Here is a 17,577-nt window from a genome sequence, read left to right on the forward strand (position 1 = left end):
TTGATGCTAGAGACCATTTTTAATGTGCTGCGCGAAGGCTGGGGCTGGATGTTCCTTCGCGGAGCAGCAATGACCTTGCTGATCTCCGTTTTGGGCATGGCCCTGGGCGTAGTCATTGGGATTACAGGAGCCAGCATCAAGACCAACGGGCCACGCTGGCTGCGTGGCCCCGTTAGCCTGTACACCACGGTGGTTCGCAGTATCCCCGAGCTGCTCATCATCTACCTGCTGTTCTTTGGCTCGGTCCAAGTCGTCTCCGATCTGGCCGATTTCATGCGCATGGAAGATGTAATGACGCGCTGGTTCCCCGCACTGGTCGGCATTTTGGCCATTGGCCTGATTGCAGGCTCGTACAGCGTGGAGGTGTTTCGCGGTGCCTTGCAAGCCATTCCCGAAGGCCAGATCGAGGCCGCCAAAGCCATTGGCATGTCCCCCTGGCAGCGCCTGCGCCGCATTATCCTGCCGCAAATGTTCTGGTACGCCCTGCCCGGCGCCAATAACGTCTGGCAAACCGCACTGAAAGACACGGCTCTGATCTCCCTGGTGGGTCTGGTCGAGATCATGCGGGCCGCGACCCTGGGAGCCGCCAACACGCGCGAACCCATGGCCATGTACCTGATTGCAGGCGTGCTTTATTTTCTGATTGGTGCCTGTAGTCAGGCCCTGTTTTTGCTGGCCGAACGCTATACCGGCAAAGGCATGAGAGCCCAGGCATGATTGATCTGGAATTATTCAATACCACCGTTGAAACCCTGTTCAAGGGGTTCGGCATGAGCGTCTATATCGGTCTGTGGGGCATTGTGCTGTCGCTGTTCATCGGCCTGTCACTGGCCCTGATGCGCCAGTCCCATAGCCGCATTTTGCGCAGCTTTGCCTTTAGCTACAGCACGGTATTTCGTGGCACCCCATTGCTGGTGCAGTTGTTCCTGCTGTACTACGGTGTGGGCACCCTGAGTTTTGTAAAGGACTCACCCACGTTGTGGTGGCTGTTCAGCGACGGCATGCGCTGCGCGATTCTGGCCATTGGTCTGAACAGTGGCGCCTACGTCAGTGAAGTCTTCCGGGGCGGTTTTCAGGCTGTGCCAGTGGGCCAGATCGAGGCAGCCAAGTCCATCGGCATGTCCGCCTGGATGCGCTTTCGTCGCGTGGCGTTTCCTTTGGCGATTCGCCAGGCCTTGCCCGCATACAGCAATGAAATTGTGCTGGCCATCAAAGGCACCAGTCTGGCCTCGACCATTGCCGTCATGGACCTGACCGGTCATGCCAAACGCTTGATGAACCAGAACTACGCCATCATCGAGACCTTTGTTATTGCGGGTCTGCTGTACCTGCTGATCAACTTTACCCTGCTATCGGTGGTGCACCTGGTCGAGCGCTGGTTGAAAGTGCGCCGTTAAACCGGCGCCACCCCAGGCTCTCCGCACCCCCTAGCGCAACAACTGGACGCGGAGCACCCTCACATGCCGACTCGCCCCAAACTGGCCCTGGTAGGCACCGGCGGCACCATTGCCGCCACAACCCAATCCAATCTTGGTCTGACGGACTACGACATCACCCAGGGCGTAGAAACGCTATTGCAAGCCGTGCCCGGTATCACCGAGCTGGCCGATCTGGAGTGCCATCAGATTTTCAACGTGGACAGCCGGGCCATGGGCTCGCTGATGCTGCTGGAGCTATCCCACAAGCTCAATGCTCTGCTCGCACGACCGGACATCAACGGCGCGGTCATTACCCACGGCACCGATACGCTGGAAGAAAGCGCTTTTTTCCTGCACCTGACCCTGAAAACCGACAAACCCGTGGTTATGGTGGCGGCGATGCGCCCGGCTTCGGCCTTGAGTGCCGACGGTCCGCTGAATCTGTATCAGGCCGTGCAAGTAGCCTGCTCTTCGCTGGCACAGGATCAAGGTGTACTGGTACTGCTGAACGACCAGATACACAGCGCCCGTTTCCTGAGCAAACAACACACCACTCAGACCAGCGCCTTCGGTTCACCCGATGCCGGCCCCTTGGGTCTGGTTGCAGGCGGGCAGCCGCGCTTCATGATGCGTACGCTGCTGCCCCATACGCACAGCAGCCTGTTCGATGTGCGCTCTTTGCACAGCCTTCCTAAAGTGCAGATTTTTTACGATCACCCCGATACTTTGGCCGAACTGTACCGCCACGCCGCACAAAGCGGTGTGCAAGGCATTGTGGTGGCGGCGACTGGCAACGGCAGCCTGACCCCCGGAGCCTTGGAAGGTGTCAGCCGGGCACACCGACTAGGCGTGGTGTGTGTGCGGGCTTCTCGCATCCATGCAGGACCTGTGACAGACAGTGCGTATGACCAGGATCACAACACCATTGCCGCGCATTACTTGCCTGCTCAAAAGGCCCGAATTTTATTAATGCTGTGTCTGGCTGCTCAACTGGAGCACGATGAGATAGAGGCGGCTTTCCGCGACTATTAAGGTTCGGGCTTTCGCCATCGTCCCTTGGACTAGCTGGCTAGATAAAGGGCACCAGCAGCAAGACTGGCTGTGGCTGTGGCTGTGGCTGTGGCTGTGGCTGTGGCTGTGGCTGTGGCTGTGGCTGTGGCTGTGGCTGTTCGACAATAGCGTACTCAAGCGCAATGCCAATAGGCTCAAGCCAATTCCAGCTGCCGCTGACTGCTGAGGCGTCTTTGCTCACCCGTTATGGGGTCCACAAAGGCAATGTGCCGAGCCAGCAACTGCAAGGGCTGGCTGAAGTCGTCCGCGTCACGCTCCGGCAAAAGCTCAGGGTAGAACACATCATTGATGATAGGTGCCCCCAGGCTGCTCAAATGCACGCGTAACTGGTGCTTGCGGCCACTTTTGGGACGCAGGCGGTACAAGGCCAGCTCCTGACCCTGCTCAGCCTGCCAGTGGCGTTCGCAAATAATTTCGGTGCTGCTATTGGCCTCGCCCTCAACCTCACACATGACAAACTTGCCGGGCACTTCTTTCATGCAGCTGCTGTACAGCAGCCCATTTGCCAGCTTTTCCTGAAACGGCGCGACCGCTTCATATTCTTTCTCGATCCCGCCCTGCTGAAACAGGGACTGGTAGGCCCCGCGAGCCGCAGGATCACGACAAAACAGCAAGATACCCGCCGTTTCCCTGTCCAGCCTGTGAATGGGGCTGATGCCATCCTCTCCGAAGTCCCGCCGCAGACGAGTCAGCGCAGTTTCGTACAAGTAGCGACCGCCCGGCGTTGTAGCCAGAAAGTGCGGCTTGTCCACAGCAATCAGACGCTCATCCGCGTATAGAACGGGCATATCGAAAGGGACGACCGCTTCGTTTTCCACCATGCGGAAGTACCATAACCAACGATCGGGCTGATAAGGCGAACCAAAATGTTGCGGCACCCCGTCCTGATCCAGAATATCGCCTCGTGCCAGTCTGTCCAGCAGGACCTCGGGGCTGACATGGGGGAAGCGTTCCAGCAAGAACTCCTCCAGCAAAAGCCAGGGCCCGCGTGGGCACCATACCTTGCTGGGGCTGACCCCATTGCGCGAAGGCAGGGGCGGCACACTTGTTATTGGTGTCATTACAAAAACAAAATAGATAGAAAATGGCCCGCTATTGCAGCGGGCCAGCCACCCAGTGGCATCAGTGTACTATCAGCCGCCGCCGAGGCTGCTGGCTCGCTCAACTCTGGACAGCACCTTGTGGGGCGGCATCATGACGGATCCGGCGGCCTTGCCTTAACCACAACCAGAGCAGAATCAGAAAAGCAGGAATATAAACCCAAAACTCGGAAGGACGATCTGGATGTGGCACTTTCACCTGTTGAATATCCCAGCCCTGCTCCCATCCGGCCCGCCGCGCTGAACTGCCAAAAGCCACCGAGGCAATTTGCGCCGTATCGCCGAAAGCCATCACCGTCAGCCCAGCCTGAGACAAACGCTTGCTCGCCGCTGCCAAGCCGGCCGCCCCATCTCCTTGCGGCAAGCCGGGCAATGATACAGCCACTGTTTTCTGCAAGTCTTTACCCTCCAGATTCATCCCCGCTAGTTGCACCACCAGATTGCCTCCGTCTGGCGTGTTCTGAACAATCTGCATCAACTCTGACGCGGGGCGACTCTGGTACTTCTCGCTGATATGGTCCATGAACCAGTCCGGTCGGAACAGCATGAACGTCACCAACAGGAGCAAGACGGTCTCCAGCCAGCTTGTTTTGATGCGCAGCCATCCCATGGTTGCCGCCGCAAATGTCAGGGAAGCCACGGTCGCTCCCACCACGACCATAATCAACTCCCAGACACCATGTATGCCGATCAACAAGAGCATAGGATTGAAGATGAACATGAAGGGCAGCACGGCCGTACGCATGGCATAGGTCACGCCCTGCACCCCTGTCTTGATCGGGTCCTCCCCTGAAATGGCAGCGGCTGCAAAAGTGGCCAAGCCCACAGGCGGGGTGATGTCCGCCATGATCCCGTAATAAAACACGAACATATGGACGGCAATCAGCGGAATGATCATGCCGCTTTGCGCCCCCAGCTCCACCACCACCGGCGCCATCAAGGTCGCCATCAGAATGTAGTTGGCAGTGGTAGGCATACCCAGGCCCAAAACCAGACACACAGCGGCGGTAAAAAACAGCATGACCAGCACATTGCCCATGGAGACCAGCTCCACAAAAGCTGTCATGCGCAGGCCCAGACCCGTCAAGGTGATAGCACCCACAATCAAGCCGGCCGTCCCGCAAGCAATGCCGATGCCCACCATATTGCGGGCACCTTCCTGTAGCCCCACCCAGACTTCACCGACGCCTTGGCGCAATGGCTGAGCTGTCGCCTGCTTGCGGAACCAGGCAATGATGGGACGCTGGGTTGCCATCTGGAACAACATGGCCACAACGGCCCAGAAGGCCGACAGGCCCGCAGACATCACTTCTACCGTCAGACACCAGACCAGAATGCCGATAGGGATCAGAAAATACAAACCGGCTCGCACCGTTGGCCACGGTTCGGGGCGCACCGGTGTGTTGACATTGATATCGGTGGGCAGGTCCTCGTGGTCTGCAGCCACTTTCAGCAAAAACACATACAGAACCAGCAGCAGGAACAACAAAATCCAGATAGCGGCGGCACCAGCTACCGCCTGAACCCCTACGCCTATCCAGTACACCAGTCCCATCACAATTAAAGTACCCGCCGTGCCCATGCCCCAGCCGGCCAGCTTCTGCATGAACGTTCTGGGTTTGCCCGATGACATCATCGGCTGTATTCCCAGCTTGAGCGCTTCCAGATGCACGATATAAAACAACGCGATATACGAAATGACCGCGGGCAGCAGCGCATGTCGAATGATGTCGGTATAGGGAATGCCAACATACTCAATCATCAGGAAGGCCGCCGCTCCCATGACAGGCGGCATGATCTGGCCATTGACGGAAGACGCCGTTTCAATGGCCCCGGCCCGAATACCGCCGTAACCGGCTTTCTTCATCAGGGGAATCGTGAAAATACCGCCCGTCACCACATTGGCAACGGAGGACGCAGACACAATGCCATTCACCGCCGAGGACACCACGGCAACCTTGGCAGGCCCACCACGCAAATGCCCCAGCAAGGCAAACGAGACCTGCATCATGTAATTGCCCGCCCCGCAACGATCCAGCAAGGAGCCCAGCAATACAAAAATAAAGATATAAGAAACCGAAACGCCCAGTGCGACCCCATAAACCCCTTCGGTAGTCAGCCACATATGCGAGACCAGGCGCTGCAATGAAGCACCACGATGAGACAGGGCATCCGGCAACCAGGGGCCGAGAAAAATATAAGCGATAAAGATCAGTGCCAACACGGCCATCGGCGCACCCAAAGAGCGACGTGTAGCCTCCAGCAACAACACCAGGCCAACACTGGCCACGACCACATCCATTGTGGTCGGGATGCCTGGGCGCATGGCCAGTTCTTTATAGAAAAAGAACAAATATGAGCCGCAAAAAGCAGCGATCAGAGCCAGGACCCAGTCATGAATTGGAATACTGTCCCGAGCCGACTTTTTGCGGGCAGGGAAAGCCAGATAGGCCAGAAACATGGCAATGCCCAAATGCAGGGCACGCGCCTCAGTGTCATTGAAAATGCCCATATTCAGGGCAAAGGGCAGCGGGGAAGCGTACCAAAGCTGGAACAAGGACCAGCCTATGGCCGCCAGAAACAAAACCATGCCCGCTGCGCCCGCAACAGTGCGCCCGCCCCTGTCTACGTCTGCAACCAGCTTTTCCAGTTCTGCCGTTTCATCCTGTGTCAGGGCGACGTCCGGCCCCATTTTCTTCTGTTCTTGTTGTGTCATTTGCATATATCTCCAGGAAAGTCTGGTTTGAAGCGCCGATGCAGCCGGGTCAAACGACCAGGCACCGATCACCTGGGCCAGGCAGCCCAGGAACTCCAAACCAGAAGCAAGACCACTGCCGGTGCGGTGGCACTTGCGACCAGGCCAGCGTAGCCAGCCTGGTCAATATCAGGCCGCCTTACAGCAGCCCTTTTTCCTTGAAGTACTTTTCAGCCCCTTTGTGCAAAGGAGCAGACAGGCCGTTCTTGACCATGTCTTCTTTTTTCAGGTTTGCCAATGCAGGATGCAAACGCTTGAAATCATCAAAGTTGTCGAACACGGCTTTGACGACGTTATAAACGGACTCTTCAGGGACATCCTCTGACGTCACAAAGGTCGCTAAAACACCGTAAGTTTGGACATCGTCTGGGTTGTTAGGATACAGACCACCCGGAATGACGGCCTTGGCATAGTAAGGATAGGTTTCGACCAGTTTTTCTACAGCAGGCCCCGTCAGAGGAACCAGCTTGGCGCCACAAGATGTGGTCGGGTCCTGAATATTGGCCGAAGGGTGCCCGACTCCATAGATGAACCCATCAATCTTGCCATCACACAGGGCTGGACCATGTTCGTCCGGGCGCAGCTCGGAGGCCAGCGAGAAAAAGCTGTTATCCAGGCCCATTGCCTGCAGCAACTGATCCATCGATGCTCGTGTGCCCGAACCCGGATTGCCTACGTTAAACCGTTTGCCCTTGAAGTCGTCAAAGGTACTGATATTGGCTTCTTTGCGCGACAACACCGTAAAGGGTTCGGGATGGATGGAAAACACCGAGCGCAGCTTGGTGTAGGCACCGCCGTCCTTGAACTGCCCTTCGCCGTTATAGGCGTTGTATCCCACGTCGGATTGCACCACCCCCAGATCCAGTTCGCCCGCCTTGATGGTATTGACGTTAAACACCGAACCGCCGGTAGACTCGACAGAGCATCGCACGCCATCGGTCCCACGGTCTTTATTCACCAACCGGCAAATAGCTCCACCGGCCGCGTAATACACCCCTGTCACCCCACCCGTTCCGATGCTGACAAATTTTTGCTGGGCACTGGCCGGCAAAGGACTCAATAACATGGCACATAAAGCGGCGGCTGTGCTTGATGCCAACACCAGTTTCTTACCTGTTTTCTTTGCAGTGTGCTTCATCTTTTGTCTCCCTTGGGGTGGACCCCATTTGAATTGCCGGAATGCCCGGTTTACTTTCTATCGTGGTGCTCAAGGCGGATTAGTGACAGCAACATCACCCTCCTGCCAATAAATCTCCTGACGGCGAAATGAGGACTCCAGCTGCGCAAGACGCTCTACTACTGTCTTGCCGCCCTGTGCAGCGATACGAGCCAGCAGATGTTCGGCTACGGTCACAGGCCCTACCAAGGAATGAAAAAAGCTGGCCATGGGCTGCTTGCCCGTATGAGGATCAAACAGCAATACATGCTTGGCACCTTGTGCAATGGGTGACAAGACGCTATCGGTCAGGGCCACCACGGTCGTGCCACGCTCCACCGCAGAGCGAACGCTGTTCACGACGGCCTTCACATACGGGGCCTGGCTGATCACAAGCAGCACACCACCACTTTCCAGGCCAGTTTCCAGCTCCACCAATACATCTGCGGCTCGGTTAAGCAGCACCCCGTTGCCACACATCAGTTGATAGGCGTAATGCATCTGGAAGGCGCAGGCAAAGCTGGCGCCCGCCCCTAGAAAGCCAACCTTGGGTGCCGCCAGAATGGCTTTGGCACATGCATCCAGACTGCCCGCCGGGTTAAGCCGAAGGACAGATTCCACGGCTGCCTCCTGCTGCTGGCCCAAGGCCTGGGTCTGCTGTTCTGCAGCGCGACTACCTTGCAAGGATTGAGCCCGCGAAGCCATGGTGTCGTCATTGCGATGCAAGGCTTGTTGAAACGGCGCCCGGAAACGGTCATAGCTGTCATAACCGGCAGCCCGTGCCAAACGCAGCATCGTGGCGGGAGCCACTGACAAGGCCTGAGCTTGCCTGCGCATGGACCAAAGGCTGACCTCAACAGGATGGCGTTCAACCCACTGGGCAGCCCGAAGCAACTCAGGCGTCAGTTCTGGCAAAATGCGTTGCAGTCGCAGCAAAGGTTCCATTCGGCTTCCATCGACGTTCTGCTGGAAATAAAACGAATGGTAATCTGAACCGACTAAAAAAAAACAAGTGTTTTCCTAGGGTTTGCCCGCAAACTATCCGACACGTAATCACTTGTTTGTCGGTGAAATGCGCCCCACCAGCTTCTGCCGTCAACGCTGCCGCGCTAACGTATATCAAAAAAATCGTAGCGTTTGTCTGTGTAAGAACGCTGGATATCTACCTGCTCGACCTGGGCCTGTTCAGGGCCAATATGCAGCCAGCTAACCATCTGGTCAATCGCATCCGTACTGCCCTGCAACACCAATTCAACCGACCCATTGGCCGCGTTACTGACCCAACCTTTGACGCCGTATAGATGAGCATGGCGCAGCGCACTTGCCCGAAACCCCACCCCCTGCACCCGGCCTTTAACACACACTTCTACCGTTTCACAATCCGCCATTAGCCTGCTCCCTGCTATTTGTGCCCGAAATGTGGCAGCATCCGCCCCGCATCTCAATATTCAGTTAAATTAGTCGCATCATTGTTGCATGACCGCACCCGCCCCCGATTACCTGCTTTGTGCAGCCTCTACCCTATGAATTTGCCCCGCCTTTTTACTCTATCGCTGCGCAGGGCAATGTACGTGCTAGGCATGCTGGCCACTCTGGGTTTCGTCGCCCCCGCCGCCCATGCTGCACCGCATTCCCAGCAGCATATTGTGCGCGTGGGTATTTACGAAAACCCACCCAAACTGCTGCTGGACAGCCAAGCCAGGCCCGGCGGCATCATGGGCGAACTCCTGCTGGAGATTGCCAAGCGTGAAGGCTGGACTCTGGAAGCCGTGCAATGCGACTGGCAGCAATGCTTGAATGCCCTGCAAAATGACTTGCTGGACATTGTGCCCGGCCTGGCTTATTCCCCTGAGCGCGCCGCCCTGTACAGCTTTCACAGTCGCGCCGTGCTGGAGGACTGGTCTCAGATCTTCACAGGTAAAACCACCCATATCGGTGCTCTGAACGACTTGAATGGCAAGCGCATTGCTGTCATGAGCGGCACCCTGCAACTAACCCAGCTCTACAATATTTTGCAGAAACTGGAGTTGGGTTCCAGGCTGGTCATTACTGACTCCCAATACAATGCCCTGAAACTGGTCCAAAGCAAACAGGCCGACGCCGCCGTAGTCGGCCATTTATTTGGAGTGCGCCATGCGGGCGAGCATGGCCTGAAAACCGCCCCCATCCGGCTGGAGCCAACCAATACCTACTTTGTCACGGCCAAGGACCGCCACCTGGACCTGCTGGCCGCCATTGATACTCACATCAAGCAATGGCAAGACAATAACGACCCGTTTTACACAGAAACACTGAACCAATGGGGCCTGCGCCTGATCGAGAAACCGACCAAGCCCTGGATTATCCCCGCCTTGCTGACACTGGGTGTCTTGCTGACCATTGCCCTGCTGACCGTCACCCTGATGCGCATTGGCCTGCGTCGTCAACGCAAGAAACTGGTCCGTACCGAGCACCATCTGCATACGGTACTGGATGCGATTGATGCGTACGTCTACATCAAGGACGATCAGTTTCGTTATCAGTACGCCAACCGCAAGCTGTGCGAAGACCTGAACTACACGACCGTCAGCATTGTGGGCAAAACCGACCAGGATTTGTACGCCAACAAACAAACTATTAACGAGTTCCGCCATAACGACGAGCAGGTGCTGTACAGCGGTGAACGCCTGGCCGTGGAAGAAGTGGTACGCGACCGGAAAGGCGATATACGCGCCACGTTCTTTTCCATCAAAATGCCGGTCAAAGACCCCGAGACCCGGCAGACCAGTCTGTACTGTATCTCCACGAATATCTCGGCCCTGAAAGCCACGCAGTCAGAGAACTACCGGCTGGCTTTCTATGACCCGCTCACCGAGCTGCCCAACCGCCGCCTGCTGCTGCAGCGTCTGGAACGTCACCTGCAGACCATAGAGCCGTACAAACGACCCGGTGCGCTGTACTTCCTGGATCTGGACCGCTTCAAGCACATTAACGATGCACGAGGGCACGCGATTGGCGATGCCTTGCTGCGCAAAGTCGCGCGCCGCTTGTCCTTGATGATTGATCCCCAGGACATCGTGGCCCGCCTGGGCGGAGACGAATTCGTCATCCTGAAAATCCTGCATCCCGGCACTGTGCGCGACTGCTACAAAGAAGCACTGGAATTTGCTGAACTGGTACGCACCCGTCTGGAAGAGCCCTACAGCATCGAAGGCCACTCCTACCTGAGTAGCAGCAGTATCGGCCTGGCGCTGATTACCGACAGTACGCTGACCTCTGAAGACTTGATGCGTCAGGCCGACACCGCCATGTATCGCTCCAAGGAGAATGGCCGCAACCAGATCACCTTGTACGAACCTGGCATGCAAGAGGCGCTTGAAGAACACCTGAGCCTGCAGCACGACCTGCGATTTGCTATTGGTTCGGATCAGTTGCGCCTGTTTGTCCAATCCCAGTACGACAAGCAAAACCGCATCAGCGGGGCCGAAGTGCTGCTGCGCTGGCTGCACCCGACACGCGGCATGCTGACACCCAACCTGTTCATTCCGCTGGCCGAAAGCACGGACTTGATCACCCCCTTGGGCGACTGGATCATGGCATCCGTCTGTGATCTGCTGCTGCAGACCCAGGAATGCAGCTTCCCCATTTCCATCAACGTCAGCCCGATTCAATTCCGCCGCCCTGACTTTGCCCGCCGTACACGCCAGATCCTGGAAACCAGCGGCGCACCGGCCCATCGCCTGATCTTTGAAATCACCGAGGGCGTGCTGATGGAAGACTTTTCCTCCGCCAACTCCATGATGCGCGAGCTGAAAGACCTGGGTATCCGCTTTTCCATGGACGACTTTGGCACTGGCTATTCCAACCTGGCCGCCATCCGCCGCCTGCCTCTGTATGAGCTGAAAATGGACCGCAGCCTGATCCTGGGCGTACCCATGGAACAGGAAGCCAACGCCATTGTGCGCACGGTGCTGGCAATGGCAAGACAGCTAGGCCTGCATGTCGTGGCCGAGGGCGTGGAGAACGAGCAGCAAAAAGAATTCCTGCTGCGTCGCGGCTGCCATGCGCTGCAAGGCTATCTGTTCAGTGCCCCGCAATTGGTGGAGCAGTGGCTGGAGCTTATTGAGCAGGATGATGGCGCTCAACCATAAAAGCCATCAACCGCACTAAACCAGCCTCAACGCCCCTCAGCCAGTTCAAAAACTCAACCCCAGGCGAAACAGCAAATAGGACAAGAATAACGTCAATATTTGCATATCGTATAGCGATCATATACACTATACAAATGATTAAGAGCTTCCGACACAAGGGTCTTCAGGCTTACTTTGAAACCGGCTCCAAATCCGGCATTCAAGCCAAGCATGCTGTCCGCCTCCAGATTCAGCTAACAGCCTTGCACGCTGCTACTCAAGCGGAAGATATGAACGCCCCCGGATGGAAGCTCCACAAGTTATCGGGCAAAAACCCCAAAGGCCAATCTGTACAAGATCACTACACAATATCGGTTAGCGGGAACTGGCGTCTAACCTTTTACTTTGAAGGCGAAGACGCTGTTTTGGTGGACTACCAGGACTATCACTAGGAAAACACTATGCGTATGCACAACCCATCCCACCCCGGCCCAGTCTTGCGGGAATACTTGGGCGAACTCAGTGTCACAGAGGCGGCATCCCGTCTTGGCGTAACGCGTGCAGCCTTATCGCGCATCCTCAATGGTTCTGCCGGTATTTCGGCAGACATGGCCTTACGTCTGCGCGACGCGCTTGGAACCAGCGCCGAGATGTGGATCAATATGCAGTCCCACTACGATCTGTGGCAGGCAGAACAAAAACCAAGGCCCAAAGTGCTGTCCTTCCATGGCCCCCGCCCATGCCTGAGCCACGACGAGCAAAATAGGAAGTAAATCGCTGTAAGCCATATGCTTTGTCAGCCTGATATCTGCCCAATATCATCAAGCCTGCTTCTCTCACATCAAGCATCCGGCTCTTTGTCCTGAGCAGGCGCGGCCTCTTCCGGCAAGACCCAATCCAGACGCTCGTGCTCTATATCCGTATGCAAGGGCTCAATGCCAGGTTGAGTGCGTTTAGCCCTGGCCGAGAGCTCGGCAAAGCGGCTGACTTTGCCGTACAAGCCTTGCTGGCCGGCCAGTGCAGTCACCGTGCTGTTGTAGTGTTTGCCCGCCTGCCCCAAGGTTTCGCCCAGCTTTTTCAGGCGCTCGGCCAGGATGGATACCTGGTTGTAGATATCACCTGCGCGCTGACTTAATTCATGGGCTTGCTCGTTGCTGCGCACCATCATCCAGATATTGGCTACGGTACGCAAAATAGGCAGCAAGGTTGTGTGCGAGACCATCAGGACGTTCTTGCCCAGGCCGTAGTCAAACAGGCCATGATGCTGCTGCAAAGCCTGCATATAGGCCGCTTCAATGGGCACGTACATGAACACGAAGCCGGGGCTGTTCAAGCCTGCCAAGGCGCTGTAATCCTTGGAGGCCAGATCATCAATATGATTGCGTAGCGCTTGCACATGCGCTTGCAGGCTTTGTTGACGTTCCTCGTCAGTCTCAGCGCGAATAGCGCGGTCGTAATCCACCAGGGATACTTTGCAATCGAGCACCAGATGCTTGTCCTGAGGCAGGTGCACCACGAAGTCAGGGTATCGCAAGCGGCCTTGCTCGTCGCGGGCCTGCCATTGTGTGTCAAAGTGGACACCTCGTACCAAACCGGCCACTTCCAGCGTTTTTTCCAGCTGAGTTTCACCCCAGTTGCCCGTAGTCTTTTTGTCGCCCTTCAGCGCCACCGCCAGGGAGTGAGCCTCGGCACTCATGCGCAGACCCATTTCCTGCATGCGCTGCAGCTCCAGACTCAAGGCAGTCTGGCCTTTGACGGATTCATCGTGCACTTGATTCACACGCAGCTGGAATCCTGCCAATTGCTCCCGGAATGGTCGCAGCATTTCATCCAAAGTGCGCTGACTATCCTGACGCAGGGTCTGTCCTTTAGCCTCCAGAATCTGCTGGGCCAAAGACTCGAACTGCAAACGCATCTGCTCGCGGCTATGCTCCAGGTCCTCTTGTATGGCCTGATTGCGCATCTCCTGAGCCTGCAACTGGGCATCGCGGCGTATCAGCTCTTTGTCCAGCTCCACTGCCCTATCCTGCGCATCCTGAGTCTGCTCCTGTGCATGGGCCAAGTCTTGTTCCAGACGTGCGCAGCGATCCGCCAAGGCCTGCTCGACAGGCGCACTCATGCGCGCCCTCAGCCACAGCCCGATCAGCAAACCCAGCGCCAAGGTGACCAGGGCAATCAGCACATCCAAGCCCCTCAAATCCAGCTCCATCCACCGTACTCCTGCCCAGCACCGCCCGCTCAGGAATGCCCTGGCGGGTCTGTCTGGCTAAGCCTGCTATTTAACCGTATAACGCTGGTAATTTATACACCCTTTTACAGTCTCTCTCGAAAGGGAGCGGGATGATTTCATCCAATCCGCATTCACATACCACCTTCAGCCATACAGTCACATCCAGATAAAACTGGACGCTAAATCCCGTATTTGGGGGACAAATCAGAAACGTCTGCTCGTTAGGATGGGGAGGTCTCTGATTTTTCTGTCTTGTCATGAACTGGATCAGCAATGCACGGATCGTGGCGATTTTCTCTGTCGTCTGCCTGCATATCGCCGCCTATGCCGTCCTGAACGCCGAGTTGGGCACCGCCAACTGGTGGAGTGGCAACCTTTACGATGCCGCCACCCGCTGGTGTGTGCCGGTATTCGTCATGGTTAGCGGCGCACTCTTGCTGGAGCCTCGTCACCAGGAAGGCATGAAGCTGTTCTATCGGAAGCGAGCATCGCGAGTCTTGCTGCCGCTGCTGTTCTGGACCGCTTTCTACTTGGGCTGGACGGCCTTCAAGCAGCATTGGTGGACGCCGGACGCGGACCCCTATCCCTATCTGGAGCGGCTGCTACAGGGTCGGCCTTATTTCCATCTCTGGTTTCTGTACATGATTGTGTTCCTGTACCTGTTTACGCCCTTTTTGCGTCGCATGGTCCAGAACACCAACTTGAAGCAGCTGGCTGCGCTGACCGGAGCGGCCTTTGTGCTGTCCGCCCTTAGCACCCTCAGCAATCCGGACTTGAACACCCACTCTGCGCCCTTCTTTACCTGGTTCCTGTCCTATCTGCCCTATTTCCTGCTCGGTTATCTGCTGCGCAAAGTACCGGTGAATGTGCCCCGCTGGCTGACTATCACGGTGCTGCTGGGCAGTATCGTGGCAACGGCCTGGGGCTTTTATGCACTGGCTATCACGCACGATAGACAAACGGGTGCGTACTTTTATGATTACCTGAGCATCACCGTCATCCCCATGTCCATCGCGCTGATTCTGCTGCTGCGTGACTGGGATCAGCCTTTGATCAATTCGCGTATCAGCGCCCATCTGGCGGAGCTGACCTTGGGGGTGTATTTGATCCACCCCTGGCTGATCGACCTGATGTACCGCTACCTGTTCACGGCACTGGATTTCAATGCGCTGTGGTCGATTCCGGTGCTGGCGGTAGCGATTTATGGCCTATCTCTATTGTTGACGGCGGGCTTCAAAGCCATGCCAGGCTTACGAGCGACGGTATAAGAGCAAAACTTGAAAAAAATGAGCAGGCTTCCAAGAGGAAACTTGCCCATCTACAAGCGTGTAACCATCGCTACTGACTATGAGCAGCAAGCTTGGCGGCACGAATCATTCCATACGCACGCTCAGCCCCCCCCCAGCTCATGACCGGCCACTAACCATTGATCGCCAGGGACCCGTCATTTACTTCAAGGCTTAAGGACGAAATGGGGCATCATCAATAGGCGAAGCCTCGCCTGTCAGGTGAGCCGCCAGAATCGCCGCGCTGCCGCAAGCCAAGGTGAAGCCCAATGCGCCGTGGCCTGCATTCACCCACAAGCGACCGGCCAGCTTGCTGGCCCCCACAACGGGCTTGCCCGAAGGCGTAGCAGGACGCAAACCGGCCCAGGTCTGCGCCTGCTCCAGCGGCAGGCCAGGGAACAGATCCTTCACCTGTTGCTTCAAAGTTGCCATACGGGCAGCGGGAATATCCAGGCCATCAAAACCAATGTCTACCATCGCGGCCATACGCAGCACTTCACCCAAACGGGCATACACAATGCGCTGTTCGTAGTCGGTCACACTGATAGCCGGCACGGCCTGATTCAAGCCTTCCAAGGGGAGACTCAAACTATAGCCCTTCAGCGGGTAGATCAGAGGACGGCCACCCAGCTGACGCAGTAAAGGCACCGTACCCATCCCGCTAGCAACAACAAACTGATCCGCCTGAATCTCGCCTTCAGCGGTTTGCACCGCACGAATATCGCGCCCTTCCATTACAAAGCGCTGCACCGGCGTGTTCAGCTTCAACTGGTAGTCGCTGTCGTTTTGCATGCGCTCGTGCAAGGCCACGGAAAACAGATAAGCGTCGCCCGCTTCTTCGCTAGGTGTGTATATCGCCCCCTGCAAGCGCGAGCCCAACGCCTGCAAAGAAGGTTCCAGCTCCAGCACTTGGGCTGCTTCCAGCACTTGTTGTGACGATCCCATATCCGCCTGCAATTGCGCCTGTTCACGGGCATGCTGGAACGGACCAGGGCTGCGGAACACAATCAACTTGCCATTGTTTTGATGGGCAAATTCCAGATTGAAGCGCTCTTGCCAGTCGTGCAGAATGTCGCGGCTCAGATAGGACAAGGTCAGCATCTGCGCGGTGGTACGGCGCACCACATCGCTCCGGCAGGCTTTCAGAAAATGCAGCAGCCAGCGCCATTGCTGGGGGCTAAGCGCAGGCTTGAAGCGCAGTGGCGAGTCTTTATTCAATAACCAGCGTGGCAAATCCTTGAACACACCGGGATCGGCCAGGGGGGCCACATAGCTGTAGCTCAGTTGTCCGCCGTTGGCAAAGCTGGTCTGACCGGCCACTTGCGAACCAGCTTCCAGCACCGTGACCTTCACCCCTTTTTGGCGCAACATGAACGCGGTGCTCATACCAATGACACCGGCGCCGATAATACATACATGCATGGAAATACCCCCCAATAACTGGCCTCTATTGTCTTGGGGGTCGCTGTAGAGCGCCAATGAATAGTTGGCGCACTCCATAACCCAGGGTTATGGAATCAACTTTCTGCTCAGTCCGGGAAACGGCATTCCAGCAGAGCCTGCCGGATGTGATCCAGCACACGCTCACGCGAGCCAGAACCGGCATCATCATGAGCCGTCAAAATGCTGACCGGAATCGGCAAAGGCTCGGGCAAGCGGTGTATGGCAAGGCCTCGGCCTTGCATGGCTCGGGCCGTGACCAGATCCACCAAGGCCTCGCCCACCTGTTGTAAAACCAGGCCACAAGCCACGTAATGGGTCTGCACACGCATGAAGGGGGCAACATCGGGAACATAGCTTTGCAGCAGATCCTCCACCATCGCGCCAACGGGATCGTCAGCATCCAAAGCGATGAAAGCACGCTCGGCCATCTCCTCCCAATGACGCAAGGGTGCAACGCCCGGCAAGGTAACGTGCACCAGCTCGGTATGGGCCAGCACCTGCTGTTGCACGCCGGAAGACTCGCCCTGATCAAAGCTCATCACCATATCCAGGTCGCGCGTTTCCAGAGCTTGCAGTAGCTCCCCGCTATGGTGTGTGCGCAGCTCGAAACTCATGGCCGGGTGAGCCTGACGACAACGGCTCAAGGCCACCGGCAATAGCTCCAGACCAAAAGCCGGGCTGCTACCGATACGCCACAAGCCTTCATGGTGGGAGCGCAGATTACGCGCCAAGCGGCTGACGTCGTCCAGATTCTGATGCAGACGCGCAACGTAGGGAGCCAGAATGCTGGCCTCACGCGTAGGGATCAGGCGGCCGCGCACACGGTCGAACAATCGAAAGCCCAGCTGCATTTCTGCGGTCGCCAACATTTTGCTGGCCGCAGGCTGAGAGATATGCAGCAACTGCGCCGCCTGCGTCAAGGAGCCGCCACGGCAAATCGCATCAAAAATTTCCACATGCCGCCACCGCATCGACTGGCCCTCCTGCTACGCGCTGGTCTGAAAACGAC

General features: G+C 56.8%; 15 protein-coding genes. 7 read left to right on the forward strand and 8 right to left on the reverse strand.

Going from position 1 to position 17,577, the window contains the following annotated elements; translation table 11 throughout:
* The first annotated feature begins 3 nt into the window (after nt 1-3).
* The 3 genes from MID00_RS06980 to MID00_RS06990 all read left to right on the forward strand — a co-directional run bounded on the left by MID00_RS06980 (nt 4) and on the right by MID00_RS06990 (nt 2,450).
* Nucleotides 4-717 (forward strand): ABC transporter permease, encoded by a 714-nt coding sequence (locus MID00_RS06980; RefSeq protein WP_009460152.1) that lies wholly within the window; start codon nt 4-6, stop codon nt 715-717.
* Nucleotides 714-1,397, forward strand: a complete 684-nt coding sequence (locus tag MID00_RS06985) for an ABC transporter permease (protein WP_021447100.1) — start codon at nt 714-716, stop codon at nt 1,395-1,397. Before MID00_RS06980 ends, MID00_RS06985 begins: the two co-directional genes overlap by 4 nt.
* Nucleotides 1,398-1,460: 63 nt before the next feature.
* The gene (locus MID00_RS06990) at nt 1,461-2,450 is read left to right on the forward strand and encodes an asparaginase (RefSeq protein WP_009460155.1); all 990 of its coding nucleotides are present in this window, start codon (nt 1,461-1,463) and stop codon (nt 2,448-2,450) included.
* Between the two features lie 173 nt (nt 2,451-2,623).
* Here MID00_RS06990 and MID00_RS06995 read toward each other — a convergent pair whose 3' ends face one another.
* The 5 genes from MID00_RS06995 to MID00_RS07015 all read right to left on the reverse strand — a co-directional run bounded on the left by MID00_RS06995 (nt 2,624) and on the right by MID00_RS07015 (nt 8,888).
* On the reverse strand, nt 2,624-3,550 hold the full coding sequence (locus MID00_RS06995; RefSeq protein ID WP_254500077.1) for a pseudouridine synthase: 927 nt from the start codon (nt 3,548-3,550) through the stop codon (nt 2,624-2,626).
* 100 nt (nt 3,551-3,650) lie between these two features.
* Nucleotides 3,651-6,305, reverse strand: coding sequence for a TRAP transporter fused permease subunit (locus MID00_RS07000; RefSeq protein ID WP_250756476.1), 2,655 nt, complete (start codon nt 6,303-6,305; stop codon nt 3,651-3,653).
* Between the two features lie 178 nt (nt 6,306-6,483).
* Nucleotides 6,484-7,482 (reverse strand): TAXI family TRAP transporter solute-binding subunit, encoded by a 999-nt coding sequence (locus tag MID00_RS07005; RefSeq protein WP_009460158.1) that lies wholly within the window; start codon nt 7,480-7,482, stop codon nt 6,484-6,486.
* Between the two features lie 69 nt (nt 7,483-7,551).
* Nucleotides 7,552-8,445 carry a MurR/RpiR family transcriptional regulator gene (locus MID00_RS07010; protein WP_254500078.1) on the reverse strand — a complete coding sequence of 298 codons (894 nt, stop codon included), beginning with the start codon at nt 8,443-8,445 and terminating at the stop codon, nt 7,552-7,554.
* A 164-nt stretch (nt 8,446-8,609) separates the two neighbouring features.
* Nucleotides 8,610-8,888: an acylphosphatase gene (locus MID00_RS07015; protein ID WP_009460160.1), complete on the reverse strand. Its 279-nt coding sequence runs from the start codon at nt 8,886-8,888 to the stop codon at nt 8,610-8,612.
* Between the two features lie 192 nt (nt 8,889-9,080).
* Here MID00_RS07015 and MID00_RS07020 point away from each other — a divergent pair, with 192 nt between their 5' ends.
* From MID00_RS07020 to MID00_RS07030, 3 genes are all read left to right on the forward strand, one after another.
* Nucleotides 9,081-11,630: an EAL domain-containing protein gene (locus tag MID00_RS07020; protein WP_250756475.1), complete on the forward strand. Its 2,550-nt coding sequence runs from the start codon at nt 9,081-9,083 to the stop codon at nt 11,628-11,630.
* Between the two features lie 134 nt (nt 11,631-11,764).
* On the forward strand, nt 11,765-12,061 hold the full coding sequence (locus tag MID00_RS07025) for a type II toxin-antitoxin system RelE/ParE family toxin (protein WP_250756474.1): 297 nt from the start codon (nt 11,765-11,767) through the stop codon (nt 12,059-12,061).
* Between the two features lie 9 nt (nt 12,062-12,070).
* Nucleotides 12,071-12,382, forward strand: a complete 312-nt coding sequence (locus MID00_RS07030) for a HigA family addiction module antitoxin (RefSeq protein ID WP_254500079.1) — start codon at nt 12,071-12,073, stop codon at nt 12,380-12,382.
* 68 nt (nt 12,383-12,450) lie between these two features.
* Here the strand turns inward: MID00_RS07030 and rmuC are convergent, their stop codons facing one another.
* Nucleotides 12,451-13,818, reverse strand: a complete 1,368-nt coding sequence (rmuC, locus tag MID00_RS07035) for a DNA recombination protein RmuC (RefSeq protein WP_251196990.1) — start codon at nt 13,816-13,818, stop codon at nt 12,451-12,453.
* A gap of 278 nt (nt 13,819-14,096) precedes the next feature.
* Here rmuC and MID00_RS07040 point away from each other — a divergent pair, with 278 nt between their 5' ends.
* Nucleotides 14,097-15,107 carry an acyltransferase gene (locus MID00_RS07040; protein ID WP_254500080.1) on the forward strand — a complete coding sequence of 337 codons (1,011 nt, stop codon included), beginning with the start codon at nt 14,097-14,099 and terminating at the stop codon, nt 15,105-15,107.
* A 192-nt stretch (nt 15,108-15,299) separates the two neighbouring features.
* Here MID00_RS07040 and MID00_RS07045 read toward each other — a convergent pair whose 3' ends face one another.
* Complete coding sequence (locus MID00_RS07045; RefSeq protein ID WP_254500081.1) at nt 15,300-16,547, reverse strand: D-amino acid dehydrogenase; 1,248 nt, start codon at nt 16,545-16,547, stop codon at nt 15,300-15,302.
* A gap of 107 nt (nt 16,548-16,654) precedes the next feature.
* Entirely contained in the window at nt 16,655-17,539 is an 885-nt protein-coding gene (locus MID00_RS07050) for a LysR family transcriptional regulator (protein ID WP_042484657.1), read from the reverse strand.
* Nucleotides 17,540-17,577 lie beyond the last annotated feature (38 nt).

Source organism: Alcaligenes sp. NLF5-7 (genome assembly GCF_024266725.1).
Lineage (GTDB): Bacteria > Pseudomonadota > Gammaproteobacteria > Burkholderiales > Burkholderiaceae_B > Alcaligenes > Alcaligenes phenolicus.

Coding starts and splice junctions, on each gene's coding strand:
- MID00_RS07015 (WP_009460160.1), bottom strand. CDS start 8,888: ATGGCGGATTGTGAAACGGTAGAAGTGTGTGTTAAAGGCCGGGTGCAG.
- MID00_RS07050 (WP_042484657.1), bottom strand. CDS start 17,539: ATGCGGTGGCGGCATGTGGAAATTTTTGATGCGATTTGCCGTGGCGGC.
- MID00_RS07005 (WP_009460158.1), bottom strand. CDS start 7,482: ATGAAGCACACTGCAAAGAAAACAGGTAAGAAACTGGTGTTGGCATCA.
- MID00_RS06985 (WP_021447100.1), top strand. CDS start 714: ATGATTGATCTGGAATTATTCAATACCACCGTTGAAACCCTGTTCAAG.
- rmuC (WP_251196990.1), bottom strand. CDS start 13,818: ATGGAGCTGGATTTGAGGGGCTTGGATGTGCTGATTGCCCTGGTCACC.
- MID00_RS07045 (WP_254500081.1), bottom strand. CDS start 16,547: ATGCATGTATGTATTATCGGCGCCGGTGTCATTGGTATGAGCACCGCG.
- MID00_RS07030 (WP_254500079.1), top strand. CDS start 12,071: ATGCGTATGCACAACCCATCCCACCCCGGCCCAGTCTTGCGGGAATAC.
- MID00_RS06995 (WP_254500077.1), bottom strand. CDS start 3,550: ATGACACCAATAACAAGTGTGCCGCCCCTGCCTTCGCGCAATGGGGTC.
- MID00_RS07010 (WP_254500078.1), bottom strand. CDS start 8,445: ATGGAACCTTTGCTGCGACTGCAACGCATTTTGCCAGAACTGACGCCT.
- MID00_RS06990 (WP_009460155.1), top strand. CDS start 1,461: ATGCCGACTCGCCCCAAACTGGCCCTGGTAGGCACCGGCGGCACCATT.
- MID00_RS07000 (WP_250756476.1), bottom strand. CDS start 6,305: ATGACACAACAAGAACAGAAGAAAATGGGGCCGGACGTCGCCCTGACA.
- MID00_RS07020 (WP_250756475.1), top strand. CDS start 9,081: ATGCTGGCCACTCTGGGTTTCGTCGCCCCCGCCGCCCATGCTGCACCG.
- MID00_RS07025 (WP_250756474.1), top strand. CDS start 11,765: ATGATTAAGAGCTTCCGACACAAGGGTCTTCAGGCTTACTTTGAAACC.
- MID00_RS07040 (WP_254500080.1), top strand. CDS start 14,097: ATGAACTGGATCAGCAATGCACGGATCGTGGCGATTTTCTCTGTCGTC.
- MID00_RS06980 (WP_009460152.1), top strand. CDS start 4: ATGCTAGAGACCATTTTTAATGTGCTGCGCGAAGGCTGGGGCTGGATG.